At 73.6% G+C, this 16,279-nt stretch carries 13 protein-coding genes and 1 pseudogene; 7 read left to right on the forward strand and 7 right to left on the reverse strand.

Features of this window, described 5'->3' with window-relative positions; translation table 11 throughout:
- Positions 1-350: 350 nt before the first annotated feature.
- The 3 genes and pseudogenes from ACIQ6R_RS15720 (at position 351) to ACIQ6R_RS15730 (ending at position 6,749) form a co-directional block, all read left to right on the forward strand.
- Positions 351-2,936 (forward strand): SpoIIE family protein phosphatase, encoded by a 2,586-nt coding sequence (locus tag ACIQ6R_RS15720; protein WP_404221715.1) that lies wholly within the window; start codon positions 351-353, stop codon positions 2,934-2,936.
- Between the two features lie 232 nt (positions 2,937-3,168).
- Complete coding sequence (locus tag ACIQ6R_RS15725) at positions 3,169-5,775, forward strand: SpoIIE family protein phosphatase (RefSeq protein ID WP_404221717.1); 2,607 nt, start codon at positions 3,169-3,171, stop codon at positions 5,773-5,775.
- A gap of 131 nt (positions 5,776-5,906) precedes the next feature.
- Positions 5,907-6,749: pseudogene (locus tag ACIQ6R_RS15730) on the forward strand (chitosanase).
- A 100-nt stretch (positions 6,750-6,849) separates the two neighbouring features.
- On the opposite strand, the gene ACIQ6R_RS15735 reads toward ACIQ6R_RS15730, so the two are convergent.
- On the reverse strand, positions 6,850-7,023 hold the full coding sequence (locus ACIQ6R_RS15735) for a CsbD family protein (protein ID WP_079160684.1): 174 nt from the start codon (positions 7,021-7,023) through the stop codon (positions 6,850-6,852).
- 153 nt (positions 7,024-7,176) lie between these two features.
- Here ACIQ6R_RS15735 and ACIQ6R_RS15740 point away from each other — a divergent pair, with 153 nt between their 5' ends.
- A complete protein-coding gene (locus tag ACIQ6R_RS15740; RefSeq protein WP_121745416.1) occupies positions 7,177-7,323 on the forward strand; it encodes a hypothetical protein in 147 nt (48 codons plus the stop codon).
- Between the two features lie 37 nt (positions 7,324-7,360).
- On the opposite strand, the gene ACIQ6R_RS15745 is transcribed toward ACIQ6R_RS15740, so the two are convergent.
- Positions 7,361-8,830, reverse strand: a complete 1,470-nt coding sequence (locus tag ACIQ6R_RS15745; RefSeq protein WP_404221719.1) for an MFS transporter — start codon at positions 8,828-8,830, stop codon at positions 7,361-7,363.
- Positions 8,831-9,059: 229 nt separating this feature from the next.
- On the opposite strand from ACIQ6R_RS15745, the gene ACIQ6R_RS15750 reads away from it, so the two are divergent.
- The gene (locus ACIQ6R_RS15750) at positions 9,060-10,424 is read left to right on the forward strand and encodes an FAD-dependent oxidoreductase (RefSeq protein ID WP_404221721.1); all 1,365 of its coding nucleotides are present in this window, start codon (positions 9,060-9,062) and stop codon (positions 10,422-10,424) included.
- Between the two features lie 71 nt (positions 10,425-10,495).
- On the opposite strand, the gene ACIQ6R_RS15755 is transcribed toward ACIQ6R_RS15750, so the two are convergent.
- The 4 genes from ACIQ6R_RS15755 to ACIQ6R_RS15770 are packed head-to-tail and all read right to left on the reverse strand — an operon-like array spanning position 10,496 to position 12,694.
- Positions 10,496-10,870: a hypothetical protein gene (locus tag ACIQ6R_RS15755; protein ID WP_404221723.1), complete on the reverse strand. Its 375-nt coding sequence runs from the start codon at positions 10,868-10,870 to the stop codon at positions 10,496-10,498.
- A 53-nt stretch (positions 10,871-10,923) separates the two neighbouring features.
- A complete protein-coding gene (locus ACIQ6R_RS15760; protein WP_404221725.1) occupies positions 10,924-11,448 on the reverse strand; it encodes a roadblock/LC7 domain-containing protein in 525 nt (174 codons plus the stop codon).
- Positions 11,449-11,486: 38 nt separating this feature from the next.
- Positions 11,487-12,272 carry a hypothetical protein gene (locus ACIQ6R_RS15765; protein WP_404221727.1) on the reverse strand — a complete coding sequence of 262 codons (786 nt, stop codon included), beginning with the start codon at positions 12,270-12,272 and terminating at the stop codon, positions 11,487-11,489.
- On the reverse strand, positions 12,269-12,694 hold the full coding sequence (locus tag ACIQ6R_RS15770) for a hypothetical protein (RefSeq protein WP_404221729.1): 426 nt from the start codon (positions 12,692-12,694) through the stop codon (positions 12,269-12,271). Before ACIQ6R_RS15770 ends, ACIQ6R_RS15765 begins: the two co-directional genes overlap by 4 nt.
- 343 nt (positions 12,695-13,037) lie before the next feature.
- Between ACIQ6R_RS15770 and ACIQ6R_RS15775 the strand changes: the two genes are divergently transcribed.
- Positions 13,038-14,096, forward strand: a complete 1,059-nt coding sequence (locus ACIQ6R_RS15775; RefSeq protein ID WP_404221731.1) for a YihY/virulence factor BrkB family protein — start codon at positions 13,038-13,040, stop codon at positions 14,094-14,096.
- A gap of 20 nt (positions 14,097-14,116) precedes the next feature.
- On the opposite strand, the gene ACIQ6R_RS15780 is transcribed toward ACIQ6R_RS15775, so the two are convergent.
- Complete coding sequence (locus ACIQ6R_RS15780; RefSeq protein WP_404221733.1) at positions 14,117-14,911, reverse strand: SDR family NAD(P)-dependent oxidoreductase; 795 nt, start codon at positions 14,909-14,911, stop codon at positions 14,117-14,119.
- Positions 14,912-15,111: 200 nt separating this feature from the next.
- Between ACIQ6R_RS15780 and ACIQ6R_RS15785 the strand changes: the two genes are divergently transcribed.
- Positions 15,112-16,269, forward strand: a complete 1,158-nt coding sequence (locus ACIQ6R_RS15785; RefSeq protein ID WP_404221735.1) for a hypothetical protein — start codon at positions 15,112-15,114, stop codon at positions 16,267-16,269.
- Positions 16,270-16,279: the final 10 nt, after the last annotated feature.

Raw genomic sequence — 16,279 nt, forward strand, 5'->3', positions numbered from 1 at the left:
GGCATCGGGTCTGTGCGCCGGAGTCATACAGAGCCTCACCGTCCGGTCCGGGTCCGACTAGGGGGAGCACATGTCCCCGGCCCTTCACGATACGCACCGGGGCGGATTCCACGATCCCTTTGCCCCAACTTCCGCCGGACGCGCCGTTCTTCGGACAGGTCCGGGCCGGGAGCGCCGGTAAGGACGCCGTCCCGGTCCGCGACGGGCACGGCCGGGTTGCCCGACGATCCCTTCCACGAGTCGACGCCCGTCGCGGTCACCCGTGCGGCCCGACCGCGTGCGCGACCCGGGTGTCGTGGCGCATTCTTGCTGTGTCGCCCGCGTGACGGCGCACGGACGAGGTGGGGCCGATGAGTGCAGGCGCCGAGGACGCAGACCGCATGCCCGGGCGGCTGGCGGCGCTGCTGATCGACGCCTGCGCCCAGGCCGTCGGCGCGACCGACGGCCGTGTGGGCGGGATCTACCTGCGCTCGCGCACCCCCGGCCTGCTGCGGCTGGCCGTCCTCGCCGGACTGCCCGGGCCACTGTTCCGGCCCTGGTGGCGACTGCACTCCGACAGCCCGTTCCCGGTCGCCGACGCCTATCGGCTGGGCGTCCGGGTGGTGCTGCCCAACGCGACGGAGACGATGCGCCGGTATCCGCAGTTCGCGGCCGGTCTGCCGTTCCCGTTCGGGTCCCTGTACGTGCCCGTCACCGGCGCGGCGGGGACGTACGGCGTCCTGACCGTCCTGCGCCCCTCCGCCTCCGACACCGCGGAGGCGCTGGACGGCCTCGACCGGATGGAGCGGCTGGCGCAGGAGCTCGGCTCGGCCCTGGAACGGCTGGACGAGGACCCGGGCGCCCCGCCGGTCGTCTGGGACGGCGAACCGCTGTGCCTGAGGCCGCCCCCGGCCGCACGACACGCGGCGCGTGCCGGAAGCTTCGCCTGGGATCCGGCCTCGGGTGCCGTCACCGTCGACGGACCGCTGTGCGACCTGCTCGGCGTGGCCGCGGCCACCAACGCACCCGCCGCCGACTCGCTCACCGGCGTACCCGCCGCCACGTCACTGGGCACACTCACCGACGCCCTGGCGCCCGACGACGGGCACCGGCTCGCCGCGGCGCTGCGTCAGACGGCCGCCGGCCGGCCTCCCCCGCTGCCCCTGCACGTACGCGCCGCGGACGGTGCGCTGCTCCTGGTGGAGCTGTGGAAACCGCAGGCCGCGCCACCCGTCGGCGGCCCGGTGCGCGGCGTCGTACGCGACACGTCCGCCGGCGCCGTGGCGGACGCGGCCGCCGACCTGCTTCCGGACGGCGTGTTCTGCGTGGACCGGCTGGGCACGATCGTCTACGCCAATCCGCGCGCCGCCGCGCTGCTGGGGCAGCCCCGGGCGCGGCTGCTCGGCCACTCCCTGTGGGAGGCCGTGCCCTGGCTGGACCAGGCGGCCTACGAGGATCATCTGCGCGGTGCCCTGCTGTCGCCCGAGCCGGTCCACTTCCATGTCCGGCGCCCGCCCGACGGCAGCCTCCGGACCACGCCGCAGCCCTACGAAGGGGACTGGCTCGCCGTCTCCATGCATCCCGGTCCGGATTTCCTGACGGGCACGCTCCGCCCCGCCAACCGGGTGGCCGACGCGTCCGCCGGTCTCACGCCCGAGCACGGCGCACCGCAGACGGCGTCCAACACCGGCGATCCCGGCCCGGCCGTCGTCGCCACGGCGGCGCCCGTGTACCGCCCGATCGTCCTGGCCGTGGCCCTGACCGAGGCGGTCACCGCCCGCCAGGTGGCCGCCGTGGTCGTGCGGGAGCTGCTGCCGGCGTTCGGGGGCCGCCGGCTCGCCCTCTACCTGCTCCAGGACCGGCATCTGTACCTGGCCTGGGAGACCGGCTTCCCGCCGGGCTTCCTCGCGCCTTTCGAGGGGGTTGCCCTGGATGCCCGGCTGCCCGGGGTGGAGACGCTGACCAGCGGCCGGCCGCTCTTCTTCGACTCGATGCAGGCACTGGCCGCCGCGTACCCGGGCATCCCGCTGGACGCCACGGAGGGCGCCCGCGCCTTCCTGCCGCTGATCGCCTCCGGACGACCGGTCGGCTCCTGCATCCTCGGCTTCGACCGTGCCCGCGGCTTCGGCACCGAGGAACGCGCGGTCCTCACCGCCCTCGCCGGCGTGATCGCCCACGCCATGGAGAAGGCGCGGCGCTACGAGACCGAGACCGCGCTCGCCCGCGGACTCCAGCGGGCCCTGCTCCCCCGCCGGCTGCCCGTACATCCCCTGCTGGAGACCGCGGGGCGCTATCTGCCGGGGACCCAGGGCATGGACGTGGGCGGCGACTGGTACGACGTCGTCGCCTCCGGGAGCGGCATGGCCCTGGTCATCGGCGACGTGCAGGGGCACGGTGTGCAGGCGGCGGCCACGATGGGGCAACTGCGCAGCGCCGTGCGCGCCTTCGCCCTCGGCGACCGTCCGCCCGACGAGGTGCTGAGCGGCGTCAACCACCTGCTGACCGATCTGGACCCGGGTCTGTTCGCGAGCTGCTGCTACATCCGGCTCGACCCGGCCACCGGACAGGCGTGCGCGGCCCGCGCGGGGCACCCGCCGCCGCTCCTGCGCCACCCGGACGGACGCACCGAGGCACTGGACCTGCCCGGCGGGGTGGTGCTCGGTGTGGACCCCGGCGCGCCGTACCCGCTGACGGAGTTCCGCGTCGAGCCCGGCGCCGTCCTCGCCCTCTACACGGACGGGCTGGTGGAGCGGCCCGGCACCGACATCGACGACGGCATCACCGCCCTGCGGCTGGCCCTGGCCAGGGCCGGTGCGCCCGCCGCACGGCCGGGAAGCCGTTCGCTGGCGGGCGTCGCCGACCGGATCGTCGTCACCGCCCGCCACGCCACGGACCGTCCCGACGACATCGCCCTGCTGCTCGCCACCCGCCGCCACCGGCACGGGAATCCCCGGTGAGGGCCGCTCCGGGCCCGGTCCGGTGGGCCCCTCCGTTCACCGGGAGTGCCCCTCGCCTCCTCGGGCCCGGCAGTGTAGACATGGGCACATGGTCCGACTGATGGGTCGATCGGGAGAGCGGTCACCCCGTCGTCCCAGCGGCCCGCTCGCCCGGCATCTGCGCGACGCGGACCGGTCGCGGCGGGGGACGGGCAAGGGAGGGCGGCGGCGCGCCGCGGCATTGCGCTCGGCCATGTCCGGACGCAGCGTCGCCGGCCAGGTCTTCGCCATGAACGTGGTCATCGTGCTGCTGCTCGTCGTGGCCGCGGCCATCGCGCTGGTGCTCCAGGTACGGCACGACAGCACCGTCGAGGCCCGCAACCGGTCCGTCGCCGTGGCCGCGACGCTCGCGAACTCCCCCGGCATCCGCGAGGCCCTGCGCGCTCCCGACCCCACGGAGCTGCTCCAGCCCCGGGCCGAGGCGGTGCGCAAGGCGACGGGCGTGGACTTCGTCGTCGTCATGAACACCGACGGCATCCGCTACACCCATCCCAAGCCCGACCGCATCGGCAAGGAGTTCGTGGGGAACATCGCCCCCGCGCTGGCCGGGGAGACGGTGACCGAGGAGATCGAGGGGACCATCGGCCCGCTGGTCCAGGCCGTCGTGCCCGTCGAGGCGCCCGACGGGACGGTCGTGGGCCTGGTGTCGGCCGGCATCACCACGGAGAACGTGGGCGGCGCCGCCGACCGGCAGCTGCCTCTGGTGCTGATCGTGGCGGGCGTCGGGCTGGCCCTGGCGACGGCGGGCACGGCGCTCGTCAGCCGGCGGCTGCTGCGCCAGACGCACGGCCTGGGACCGCACGAGATGACCCGGATGTACGAACACCACGACGCGGTCCTGCACAGCGTCCGGGAGGGCGTGCTCATCGCCGGCGGGGAGGGCAGGCTGCTGCTCGCCAACGACGAGGCACAGCGCCTGCTCGACCTGCCCGACGACGCGGAGGGACGACACGTCCTCGACCTCGGGCTCCCGGACGACACGGCGGAGCTGCTCGCCTCCGGACGGGTCGCCACCGACGAGGTGCACCTGGTCAAGGACCGGCTGCTGGCGGTCAACCAGCGGCCCACGGACGTACGGGGCGGCCCGGCGGGCAGCGTCGCCACGCTCCGCGACTCCACGGAGCTGCGCGCCCTGTCCGGCCGGGCCGAAACCGCCCGGGAACGCCTGGACATCCTGTACGCCGCCGGCGTGGGCATCGGCACGAGCCTGGACGTCACCCGTACCGCCGAGGAGCTGGCGGAGCTGGCCGTACCCAGGTTCGCGGACTACGTCAGCGTGGACCTGTTCGACACCGTGCTGGCCGGCGGCCAGCCGGGAGGCGTGACCCCGCTGCGCCGCGCCGCGCTCGGCGGCATCCGTGAAGAGGTCCCGCTCTACCCCGTGGGGCGTCAGATCCGCTTCGTCACCTCCTCTCCGCAGGGCCGCTCCCTGCAGACCGGCCGGCCCGTGCTGGAGCCCCGCCTCGGCGAGGCCCGGGGCTGGCAGGCGCAGGACCTCGAACGCTCGGCGCAGGTGGTGGAGTACGGCGTCCACTCCCTGATCACCGCACCGCTGCGCGCGGGCACCCTGGTGCTCGGGGTGGTCAGCTTCTGGCGTTCGGAGAAGCCCGAGCCCTTCGACGAGGACGAGCTGGTGCTCGCCGAGGAACTGGTCGCGCGCGCCGCGGTCTCCATCGACAACGCGCGCCGCTACACCCGCGAACACAGCATGGCGGTGACCCTCCAGCGCAGTCTGCTGCCCCGCAGGATGCCCGAGCAGAACGCCCTGGACATCGCCTACCGGTACCTGCCCGCGCAGGCCGGGGTCGGCGGGGACTGGTTCGACGTGCTGCCGCTGTCGGGTGCCCGGGTGGCGCTCGTGGTCGGTGACGTCGTCGGCCACGGACTGCACGCCGCGGCCACCATGGGGCGGCTGCGGACGGCGGTGCACAACTTCACCGCCCTCGACCTGCCGCCCGACGAGCTGCTCGGTCTGCTGGACGAGCTGGTCGGCCGCATCGACCAGGACGAGGCCGACGACGGTACCGCCCCGGTCACCGGCGCGACCTGCCTCTACGCGATCTACGACCCGGTCTCCAGCACCTGTGTGATCGCGCGGGCGGGCCACCCGCCGCCCGCGCTGATCCGGCCGGACGGAGGTGTGGAGTTCCCCGAGGTGCCCGCGGGGCCCCCGCTGGGCCTGGGCGGCCTGCCGTTCGAGACGACCGAGCTGCGCCTGGCGGAGGGCAGCCGGCTGGTCCTGTACACCGACGGGCTCGTCGAGGACCGGGAGCACGACATCGACGTCGGCCTCGAACACCTGCGCCAGGCGCTGGAGACGGCCGGCGAGTCGCCCGAGGAGACCTGCCGGACCGTCCTGGACGCCCGGCTTCCGGACCGGCCGGGCGACGACATCGCCCTGCTCGTCGCCCGCACCCACGCGCTCGGTCCGGACCGGGTCGCCGAGTGGCAGGTGCCGAACGACCCGGCGGCGGTCGGCGAGGTACGCGCCCAGGTCACCCGGCGACTGGCCGAGTGGGGGCTGGACGAGCTGGCGTTCACGACGGAGCTGATCCTGAGCGAGCTGGTCACCAACGCGATCCGGTACGGCGGCGAGACCGTCCATGTCCGGGTGCTGCGCGACCGCAGCCTGGTCTGCGAGGTCTTCGACAGCAGCAGCACCTCGCCCCACCTGCGCTACGCGGCCATGACGGACGAGGGCGGGCGGGGACTGTTCCTCGTCGCGCAGCTCGCGGAGCGCTGGGGCACCCGCTACACGCCGGGCGGGAAGGTCATCTGGGCGGAACAGCCGGTGCCCTGACGGACTCGGGCGTCCGCCCTCGCTCCGTACCGATACCGCGCACGGTGGGTGCCCAGCGGGCCGATTTTCTGGTAGGAAACTTTCCTATCAGTGCCCGGTACTTCCACCCCCCACCATCACCTGGAGATCCCGTGAGGCACCCGCCCCCCGACCCGGCGCGCCCGTCAGGCCCCTCGCGCCGTACCGTGCTCGCCATGGCATGTGCGTCCCTGGCGGCAGTCCCCCTCATCAGCCCCTCACGCGCCACGGCGACACCCGTGCGCGCGGCGGGGCTGGACGACCCGGCGAAGAAGGACATCGCCATGCGGCTGGTGTCGAGCGCGGAGAACTCCTCGCTCGACTGAAAGGCGCAGTACCAGTACATCGAGGACATCGGTGACGGCCGCGGCTACACCGCCGGCATCATCGGCTTCTGCTCCGGCACCGGCGACATGCTCGACCTGGTGGAGCGCTAAACCGACCGCGGCCCCGGCAACGTGCTCGCGCGCTACCTGCCGGCGCTGCGCGAGGTCGACGGCTCCGACTCGCACGAGGGGCTCGACCCCGGCTTCCCCGGCGACTGGCGCCGGGCCGCCCGCGACCCGGAGTTCCGCCGGGCGCAGGACCACGCGCGCGACCGCGTCTACTTCGGTCCGGCCGTACGGCGGGCGAAGGCGGACGGGCTGCGGACGCTCGGGCAGTTCGCGTACTACGACGCGATCGTCATGCACGGCGACGGCGGCGACTCGGCGAGCTTCGGCAGCATCCGGGACCGGGCCCTCGGCCGGGCCCGGCCCCCGGCCCGGGGCGGCGACGAGGTGACGTACCTGCACGCCTTCCTCGACGCACGGGTGTGGGCCATGAGGCAGGAGGAGGCGCACAGCGACACCAGCCGGGTCGACACCGCGCAGCGCGTCTTCCTGCGCGAGGGCAACCTGGACCTCGACCCGCCGCTGGACTGGCACGTGTACGGGGACGCGTACCACATCGGCTGACCCCCGCGTCCCCCAGAGGCGGCCCCACCGGCACGGCGCGGGCCGCGGAACCGGCCTGTGCCGGGTTCCGCGGCCCGTGTGCCGCCCGTCGGTTCCGGAGTCAGTGCCGGAACGCGTCCTTGCCCTTCTCCTTGGCCTGCCGGGCGTCGCCCTTGGACTGCTCGGCGCGTCCTTCGGCGGTCATCCGCTCGTTGCCGACGGCCCGGCCGGCCGCTTCCTTGGCCTTCCCCTCGGCCTGCTCCATCTTGGCCTTGGACTTCTGATTGCCGGCCACAACTGCTCACCTCACGGGGTTCGCTTCCGATGTCCTGCACAGCGGGTCGCCCGTGACGGCGGGATCAAACCCGGCGACGGCCGCCGGGGTGAGCGGAGGGCCGCGGGGTAGGAGGACGGACAAGCAGGACCATCGTCGACTCGGAGGAACGTCATGGCCGGAATGCTGGACCGGATCAAGCGCTTCGCGCGCAGCCCGCAGGGCCGCAGGGCGACGGAGCAGGTGCGCCGGGCCGCCTCGGACCCCCGCCGCCGCGCGCAGGCCCAGCAGATGCTGCGAAAGTTCGGCAAGCGCCGCTGAGCGCGCCGGGCCGGTACGCCGTCGTGTCGGGAGCGTCTCAGCCCTGCCCCGCGTGGGTATGGCCGTGGGGCGCCTCCGACGGGCAGCGTCCGGCGCTCTCGGAGCGGTCCCGTCGCCAGTCGAGGACCGCGACGGTCAGCGCGCACAGCATGACGGCGACCCCCGACCCGACCGACAGGGCCACGGCCTCGCGGTAGTCGCCGCGGGTGGCGTTGAGCGTCAGGTAGAACAGCCCCGGCAGCGCGGCGGTGCCCACGGCGCCGCCGAGGCGCTGCCCCGTCTGCAGCGCGCCCCCGGCGGCGCCCGCCATCCGCACCGGGACGTCCCGCAGCGTCATCGTGATGTTCGGGGAGATCACACAGCCACTGCCGAGCCCGCCGACCAGCAGCGCCGGGGCCGCGATCCAGGCCGCCCGGTCGGCGGGCGCGAGCCAGAGCACCATCGCGGTCGCGCCGAGTCCCAGCATGACGGCGACGAGCCCCCAGACCGTCAGCGACCGCCCCAGCCGGTCGACCAGCCGCCCCGCCACGGCCGCGGCCAGGGCGGAGCCCACGGCGAACGGGGTCACCGCCAGGCCGGACATGAGGGGTGAGAAGCCCAGCCCGTTCTGGAAGAAGAGCGCGAACACGAGCCACACGCCGCTGAACCCGACGAAGTACAGAGCGGCCAGGCCCGCGCCCGTGACGTAGCCGCGGGTCTCGGTGAACAGCCCGGGTTCCAGCAGCGGCTGCCCGTCGCGACGGGCGACGCGGCGCTCCCACCGTACGAAGACGAACAGGACGAGCACGCCCACCGGGAACAGCCACCACACCCTGCCCACCCCGCCACCCTCGGCGAGGACCAGCGGCAGCATGAGGGCCAGGATCCCGGCCCCGAGGAGCGCCACCCCGATCGGGTCCAGCCGCCCCCGGCCGCCGGGGGCCGCCCGGGGCAGCAGGCGGAAGCCGAGCAGGAGGGCGAGAACGCCGACCGGCACGTTCACGTAGAAGATCCATCGCCAGCCCTCGGGGCCCGCCAGCGCCAGGATCACCCCTCCGATGATCGGCCCCACGGCGCTGGACACCCCCACGGTGGCTCCGAACAGCCCGAACGCGCGCCCGCGCTCCGCGCCGCGGAACATCTGCTGGATCAGTGCCGAGTTCTGCGGTGCGAGGCTGCCGGCGGCGACCCCCTGGGCGAGCCGGGCGACCACCAGCAGTTCGATGCCCGGCGCGGCCCCCGCCGCGGCGCTGCAGAGCACGAAGGCGGCCAGCGCGACGAGGAAGACGCGGCGCCTGCCGAACGTGTCACCGATCCGGCCGGCCGTCACCAGGGTCAGGGCGAAGGCGAGGGCGTAGCCGGACACGACCCACTGCACGGACGCCGCCGAGGCGTGCAGCCCTCGCTGCATGGAGGGCAGGGCGACGGCGACGATCGTCACGTCCAGCAGGGTCATGAATCCGGCGACCAGGGTCACCCAGAGGGCCCGCCACCGGTTCGGATCCGGGTGGCCGTCCGGACGGTGCACGCGGGCTCCCCTCGTGAGGCTGGACGCGGTACGCGTTCGCCGCGCCTCACGCCTGCGTCACCCGTCCCCCGGGGTTCAAACCCGGGCCGCCGGGGTCGCAAAGTCGAACCATGAGAACCCATAAGCCGCCCTTATGGCCTCATAGACCGGACCCGCGTACCGACTTAGGCTTCCCTTAGCTTAGGCTTCCCGGAGAGTCGATCTGTTGCCGCTCGAAGGGAACCTGAACATGCCCCGCCCCCTGCGGGTAGCCATCGTCGGATCCGGCCCCGCCGGAATCTACGCGGCCGACGCCCTGCTCAAGTCCGAGGTGGCCGCCGACCCCGGTGTCTCCATCGACATCTTCGAGCGCATGCCCGCCCCGTTCGGCCTGATCCGGTACGGCGTCGCCCCCGACCACCCGCGGATCAAGGGCATCATCACGGCCCTGCACCAGGTGCTCGACAAGCCGCAGATCCGTCTCTTCGGCAACGTGGACTACCCGACCGACGTCAGCCTGGACGATCTGCGCGCCTTCTACGACGGTGTGATCTTCGCCACGGGCGCCACGGCGGACCGGGCGCTCTCCGTCCCCGGCATCGAGCTCGACGGCTCGTACGGGGCCGCCGACTTCGTCGCCTGGTACGACGGCCACCCCGACTTCCCGCGCACCTGGCCGCTGGAGGCGGAGAAGGTCGCCGTGCTCGGCGTCGGCAACGTCGCCCTGGACATCGCGCGCGTCCTCGCCAAGACGGCGGACGAGCTGCTGCCGACCGAGATCCCGCCGAACGTCTACGAGGGCCTCAAGGCCAACAAGGCGCTGGAGGTCCACGTCTTCGGCCGCCGCGGCCCGGCGCAGGCGAAGTTCAGCCCGATGGAGCTGCGGGAGCTGGACCACTCCCCCAACATCGAGGTCATCGTCGACCCCGAGGACATCGACTACGACGAGGGCTCGATCGCCACCCGGCGCGGCAACAAGCAGGCCGACATGGTCGCCAAGACCCTGGAGAACTGGGCGATCCGCGACGTCGGCGACCGGCCGCACAAGCTGTTCCTGCACTTCTTCGAGTCGCCCTCGGAGATCCTCGGCGAGGACGGCAAGGTCGTCGGCCTGCGCACCGAGCGCACCGAGCTGGACGGCACCGGCAACGTCAAGGGCACCGGCGAGTTCAAGGACTGGGATGTCCAGGCGGTCTACCGGGCCGTCGGCTACCTGTCCGACCAGCTCCCCAAGCTGCCCTGGGACATCGACTCGGGCACGGTCCCGGACGAGGGCGGCCGGGTGATCCAGGAGTCCGGCGAGCACCTGCAGTCGACCTACGTCACCGGCTGGATCCGGCGCGGCCCGGTCGGTCTGATCGGCCACACCAAGGGCGACGCCAACGAGACGGTGTCCAACCTGCTGGACGACTTCGCCAACGGACGGCTGCAGACTCCCGTCTCGCCCGCTCCGGAGGCCGTGGACGCCTTCCTCGCCGAGCGGAACGTCCGCTTCACCACCTGGGACGGCTGGTACAAGCTCGACGCCGCGGAGAAGGCGCTGGGCGAGCCGCAGGGACGCGAGCGCGTGAAGCTGGTCGAGCGCGAGGACATGCTCCGGGAGAGCGGCGCCTGAGCCTCGGTGACCGGCGCGGGCCCGGCGGGAGCAACTCCCGCCGGGCCCGCGCCGGTTGTGCGGTGGCCGGTTCAGACCTCCAGCTCGGTCTCGATCCGGCGCAGTTGGTGGCGGGCCATCGCCAGGTTGGCGCGGCTCGCGTCGAGCACGAGGTAGAGGAAGAGCCCGTTGCTGCCACGGCCCTTGAGCAGGCGGATCATGTGGTACTGGGTGCTCAGGGTGATCAGGATGTCCTCGATCTCCTCCTTCAGGCCGAGGTGCTCCATCGTGCGCAGCTTGGACCGCACGACGTCGGTGTTGCCGGCGGCGGCGACTTCCAGATTGAAGTCCTTGGTGCCGCCCAGCGTGCCGAGGGCCATCCCGCTGGTGTAGTCGACCAGCGCGGCGGCTTTCGCTCCGTCGATGGAGCTGAGGCATTCCTTGAGTGAGGTCTCCAGGTTGGCCATGCGTGGGTTCCTTTCCGGACGTGATCGGTACGTGATCGGTAGTGCTCGGTTGATCAGGTCGGCCGGCGTTGGCCGCCGATCTGGGGACTCGGTCGGTGTGTGGGCCGCTGCGGGGTGCGCACCGGCAGGGTGCCGATCGGGCGGGCCGCTTCCCCGAGAGGCGTCGTGTCGTGTTCGGCGGCCGAGGGGCGGCCCCGGTCCTGGCCGATGCGGTCGACGACCAGCTCCCCGATCCGGGCGCCGCTGCGCCGGCCCTCCAGGTGCAGCCGGCCCACGTTGACCCGGCCGTCGGCGAGCAGGGTGAGCACGGCGGCCGGACCGGCCGCGTAGGTCGCGACGTAGCCGTCGGTCCCGCGCAGCAGCAGTTCCCGGAACCCGCCGCGCGAGGTGGCGTCGGCCATGCGCTGGGCGACGCCGAGGGCGGCGGCGGTGAGCGCGGCGAGGCCCTCGGGTTCGGTGCCCGGTGCGTCGTGGGCCAGCACGAGCCCGTCGACGGTGGCCGCGAGCGATCCGGTCAACTGGGGCACGCGGTTGCGCAGTCGGTGCAGTTCGTCCAGGACGTCGCTCTCGACGGCCATGAGCAGTCTCCTTTCGGCACGCTGTCGACGCGCGCGTATCACAGGGCCTCCAAGGCGTCTCGAAGCCGTCGCAGCAGGGCCGTGTCCGGGTCGTCCCACACCACGTCGCGGGGGCCCGGGCCCGGCGCGACGGGGACGTGGGCGGGCGGCGTGGCGGCGACGAGGCCGTCGGCGGCCAGGCGGCGCAGTTCGACGAGGGTGTGGTACGTGCGGCAGGCGAGCGCCGAGGCGATCTCCGCCGCGGTGCGGACACCGTCGACCTGGGTGAGGGTCCGGCTGCGCCGTACCGGCAGGCCGGCGGCGCCCGCGTCGGGCACCCGTGTGAGGGGGACGGTGTCGATGTCGGGGTCCGGCCAGATGCGGTCCAGCAGGGCGCGCCGGCGTCCGCACTCGCGGACGACGACGTCCACCGGTACGGACCGGACCGCGCCGAGCCAGTGCACCGCGCCGGGCCGGAAGCGGTGGGCGCGCGTGTCGTGGGCGAGGACGAAGTACGCGGCGTCGAACAGGGCGCCCAGGTGGCAGACCTCCAGCGCCCCGGCGGCGAGCCGGCCGCTGTCCACGAGCCGGTGTCCGACCCGGGCCTGCGTGCCGCCGCGGTCGACCGCGTCCCACCAGCCGTCCGGCGCGACGGCGCCGCTGCGGGTGAGCAGCGCGCCGAGGTCCGGGGTGAAGGCGGACTCCACGTGCACGACCCGGCCCGCCGCGAGGTAGACGATGCCCCGCTCGCCCGACAGGGCGCCGGTCGCCCCCTCTGCCGCGAGCGCGCCCAGGGCCGCCGACGTCGTCTCGTGCGTGGTCCAGGTGGTCGTCACCCTGGTCATCCGAGCACCAGACGATCCGCCATCTCGGACAGCCGGATGCGCGCCAGGGCGAGGTTTCCGTCGTTGCGGTCCAGCCACAGGTGGAGGAAGACGGTGCTGTCGAACGGAGTGCTGACGAACCTGAGCAGGTGATAGGCGTCGGCGGTGGTGGCGATCATGTCCTCGACCGGCGGTTCCTTCTCCGGCGCGACGGCGGGTCGGGGGGCGCCCGCGGTGCCGGGCGCGCCGACCGCTGCGAGGGAGCCGCTCTCCGCGACGTACCGGGCCAGTTCCGCGGTCTCCGCCGCGGTCGCCTCCCAGTCGCCGCCCGGCGCCTCGCCGACGGCGCCCAGGGCGAGCCCGCTGATCCAGTCGACCAGGGACGCGCCCCGTGCGCCGGGCAGCCGCATGGCTTCCAGCAGACTCTCGTCGATTCCGGGCACGCCGGATCCCCTCTCCCCGCACGGCTGTACCGCGAACGTGACGCCGAGACTACGGAAAGTGCACGCATCTGGTGAGCGCTTTGGCATTTTCCAGAGGAACGTGCGCGCGCTCCGGCATACTGCTGTATTTCGACCGTGCGCGGGCCCGTCGGGCGAGAGGTTGGCGCGGGCAGGCCCGCCCCGACGCGGATGGCGGGCGGGACCTGTCCGCGCCGACCAGTGTGGGGACGGCGCGCCGCCCCGGACCACGAGTGAACGGCGCGGTCTCGGGTGGCGGCCGCACACCGGGCGCGCTTCCCGCGCACGGGTGCGTGGGTACGCCGAGACGGGCAACCCGGGGTCCATGGCCCGACTGCATCTTCCCCATCGCGGGAAGCACCCGAAGGACGACACCACGGACGAGACGGCGCCCGGGGAGTACGGACCGGACGCCTCCACCGAGAGCGCCGCTCCGGACTCCCCCACCGAGTTGCCGAAGCGCTCGTGGTTCTCGCTGCTGCGGCGCGTGATCGCCGAGTTCAAGGACGACGAGCTGACCGACCGCGCCGCCGCCCTCACCTACTACGGGATCCTGTCGCTGTTCCCGGCCCTGCTGGTGCTGGTCTCCCTGCTGGGGATCGCCGGGCAGTCCGCCACCCAGCAGGTGCTCGACAACATCCAGAAGCTGGCGCCCGGGGCCGCACGGGACGTCATCACCAACGCGGTCGAACAGTTGCAGGCCAAGTCCGGGCTGGGTTCCGTGCTGGCGGTGGTCGGCCTGGTCGGCGCGATCTGGTCGGCGTCCGGCTATGTGGCCGCGTTCATCCGCGCGGCGAACGCGGTCTACGACGTGCCCGAGGGGCGCCCGGTGTGGAAGGTGCTGCCGTTGCGGGTGGCCCTGACCGTGGTGCTGCTGGTGCTCGCCGTGGTCAGCGCGCTGATCGTCGTGTTCACCGGCAGCCTGGCCCAGCAGGTGGGCACCGCGCTCGGCGTCGGTGACACCGCGCTGACCGTGTGGTCGATCGCCAAGTGGCCGGTGCTGGTCGTGCTCGTCACGTCCATGATCGCGATCCTGTACTGGGCCACCCCGAACGCCCGGGTCAAGGGCTTCAAGTGGATCTCGCCGGGCAGCTTCCTCGCCCTGCTGATCTGGCTGGTCGCCTCGGCCGGCTTCGCGTTCTACGTGGCCAATTTCGGCTCGTACAACAAGACGTACGGCACCCTGGCCGGTGTCATCATCTTCCTGGTGTGGCTGTGGGTGACGAACCTGGCCATCCTGCTAGGCCTCGAGTTCGACGCCGAACTCGCCCGCCAGCGTGTGATCGACGGCGGCCACCCGCCCGAGGACGAGCCGTACGTGGAGCCGCGCGACACCCGGGCCTGGGACGAGGCGGACCGGCGGCGCGCGGCGCCGGGAGAGTGACCACGAGCCCGGGAGAGTGACTACGGGAGAATCGAGTCCACGTACCCGCCGTCGACGCGGACGGCCGCGCCGGTCGTGGCGGACGCCTGGGGCGAACTCAGGTACACCACGAGATTGGCGATCTCCTCGGGCTCGATCAGCCGCTGGAGCAGCGACTGCGGGCGGTGTTCGCGCATGAAGGCGCGCTGTGCCTCGTCCCAGGGCAGGTCGCGGTCGACCAGCTGGTACACGAAGTCCTCGACGCCCTCGGTGTGGGTGGGTCCGGCGATGACGGAGTTCACCGTGACGCCGCTGCCCGCCGCCTCCTTGGCGAAGCCGCGGCTCACGGCGAGCAGTGCCGTCTTGGAGACGCCGTAGTGGATCATCTCGACCGGCACGACGACGGCCGAGTCACTCGCGATGTACAGCACCCGGCCCCAGCCCCGTTCCCTCATCCGAGGGAGATGGGCGCGCGTCAGCCTGACGCCCGCGAGGACGTTGATCTCGAAGTAGCGGCGCCACTCGTCGTCGCTGATCTCCAGCGCGGGCACCGCGCCGAACACGCCGAGGTTGTTCACGAGGATGTCCACGTCGGGCAGCGTCTCCAAGGCCCGCTCGGCGCCCTCCGCGGTGCCGAGGTCGGCGGCGACCGGCACGAACGCCCCGGCCGGCACCTCGGCCCGCAGTTTCCCGACGCTCTCCTCCAGGCGGTCGGCGTCGCGTCCGTTGACGCCCACCGTGGCGCCGGCCCTGGCCAGTCCGGCGGCGATCGCCGCTCCGATGCCCTGTGAGGATCCGGTCACCAGCGCGGTTCGTCCGCCGAGGTCGAGGTTCATCGGTCGCTCCTTCTCGTGCCGTACGGTCGGTCGCCGTGCTCCTGTCCACCCTCGCCCACGGCGCACCTCGTACGCCGCCCGGCCGCACCGCGAACCGTGCCGCGGCACGCCCGGTCGGCGGACCCCGGGTGCTCTCCGCTGACCTGCGGCGACGATACTTGCGTCTGTCCGTGCCCCCGCCTCTGCCTCCCGATGGACTCATGCCGACCTCTGCCACCGCACGCCCCACGACTCCGCCCACGGTGTGGGCCGCCCGCGGCCGCCACGTCGGTTCCGCGGCGGAGGACACCGTCCGGCACACCCTGCAGCGGCTGAAGGACAGCCGCGTCATCGACGACTTCCTGGAACTGCCCGCCGAGGAGCAGCCGGGCGACGAGGCCACCGCCCACCGGATCTTCGAGGCGCGCTGGAAGGCCGCAGGGGCCGTCACCGTGCGGGCCAGACTGGTCCTGGCGGCCGGTTCGGCCGGCGGGCAGGAGTGGACCCTGCTCGCGGAGGCCGAGGAGGCCTGGGATCCCGCCTGGCCCTCCCCCGCCACGATGTTCTGGCCCGACGACCCGGACGTCACCTGGGACCGCGACGCCGCCACGGGGCTGCGGCTGCGGGGCATCAACACCCTGCCCGACGACGACAAGACCCTGCGCCGGCTGCTGAAGGAGGCCGGGCGCGGCCCGTGGAACATCCACGTCGTGGTGCACGAGGCGATGACCCCCGACCATCGCGGCCGGGTGCCGCTGGCGGACCGGCTGCCTCCCGGCCTGCGGCACCGTGTGGTCGAGCACCGCGCCGCGCCGCAGCAGCTGCGGGTGGTCAACTGGGCCCTGGAAGACTTCGGCGTCCAGGTGCCGCGCGGCGGCGCCGTGGTGCTGCCCGGCTCCCCGCCCCCGGCCGGTTACGACGCATCGGACTTCTCCGTCCGCTCCGTGTTCCTGGACGGCTCCGAGCCCACCGCCCTGATCGCGGCGGTGACGGCCTTCGCCGCGCTGCCGAGGCCGCTGCCGGACGGAGCGGAGGAGGCCCTCACCGCGCTGCGGGAGGACTGGCGGCTGCTGACCATGGCGGAGGAACTGGACCGCGAGCGCAGGCTGGTGGCCATGTACGCCGAGGCGCTGGAGGCCATGACGCGGTCCCGGGACCTGTACCGGGAGGCGGCCGAACGCGCGGGCGAGGCCCTGGCCGCGTACCGGGAGTCCGCCGCGTCCGCCCCGGCCGGCCTCCCGCCCGCCGCGGCGCCACAGGTGTCGCCGCTGCGGAGTCTGACCCGCACGCTGGAGAGGTTCAGGAGCCCGGGCCGGACACCACGTCCCGAGGCCGACGGCCCGGGCACCGCTCGACAGACCGCCGCACACGACGACTGACCGCCGCCGG

It is taken from the genome of Streptomyces sp. NPDC096048 (assembly GCF_044763415.1).
GTDB lineage: Bacteria > Actinomycetota > Actinomycetes > Streptomycetales > Streptomycetaceae > Streptomyces.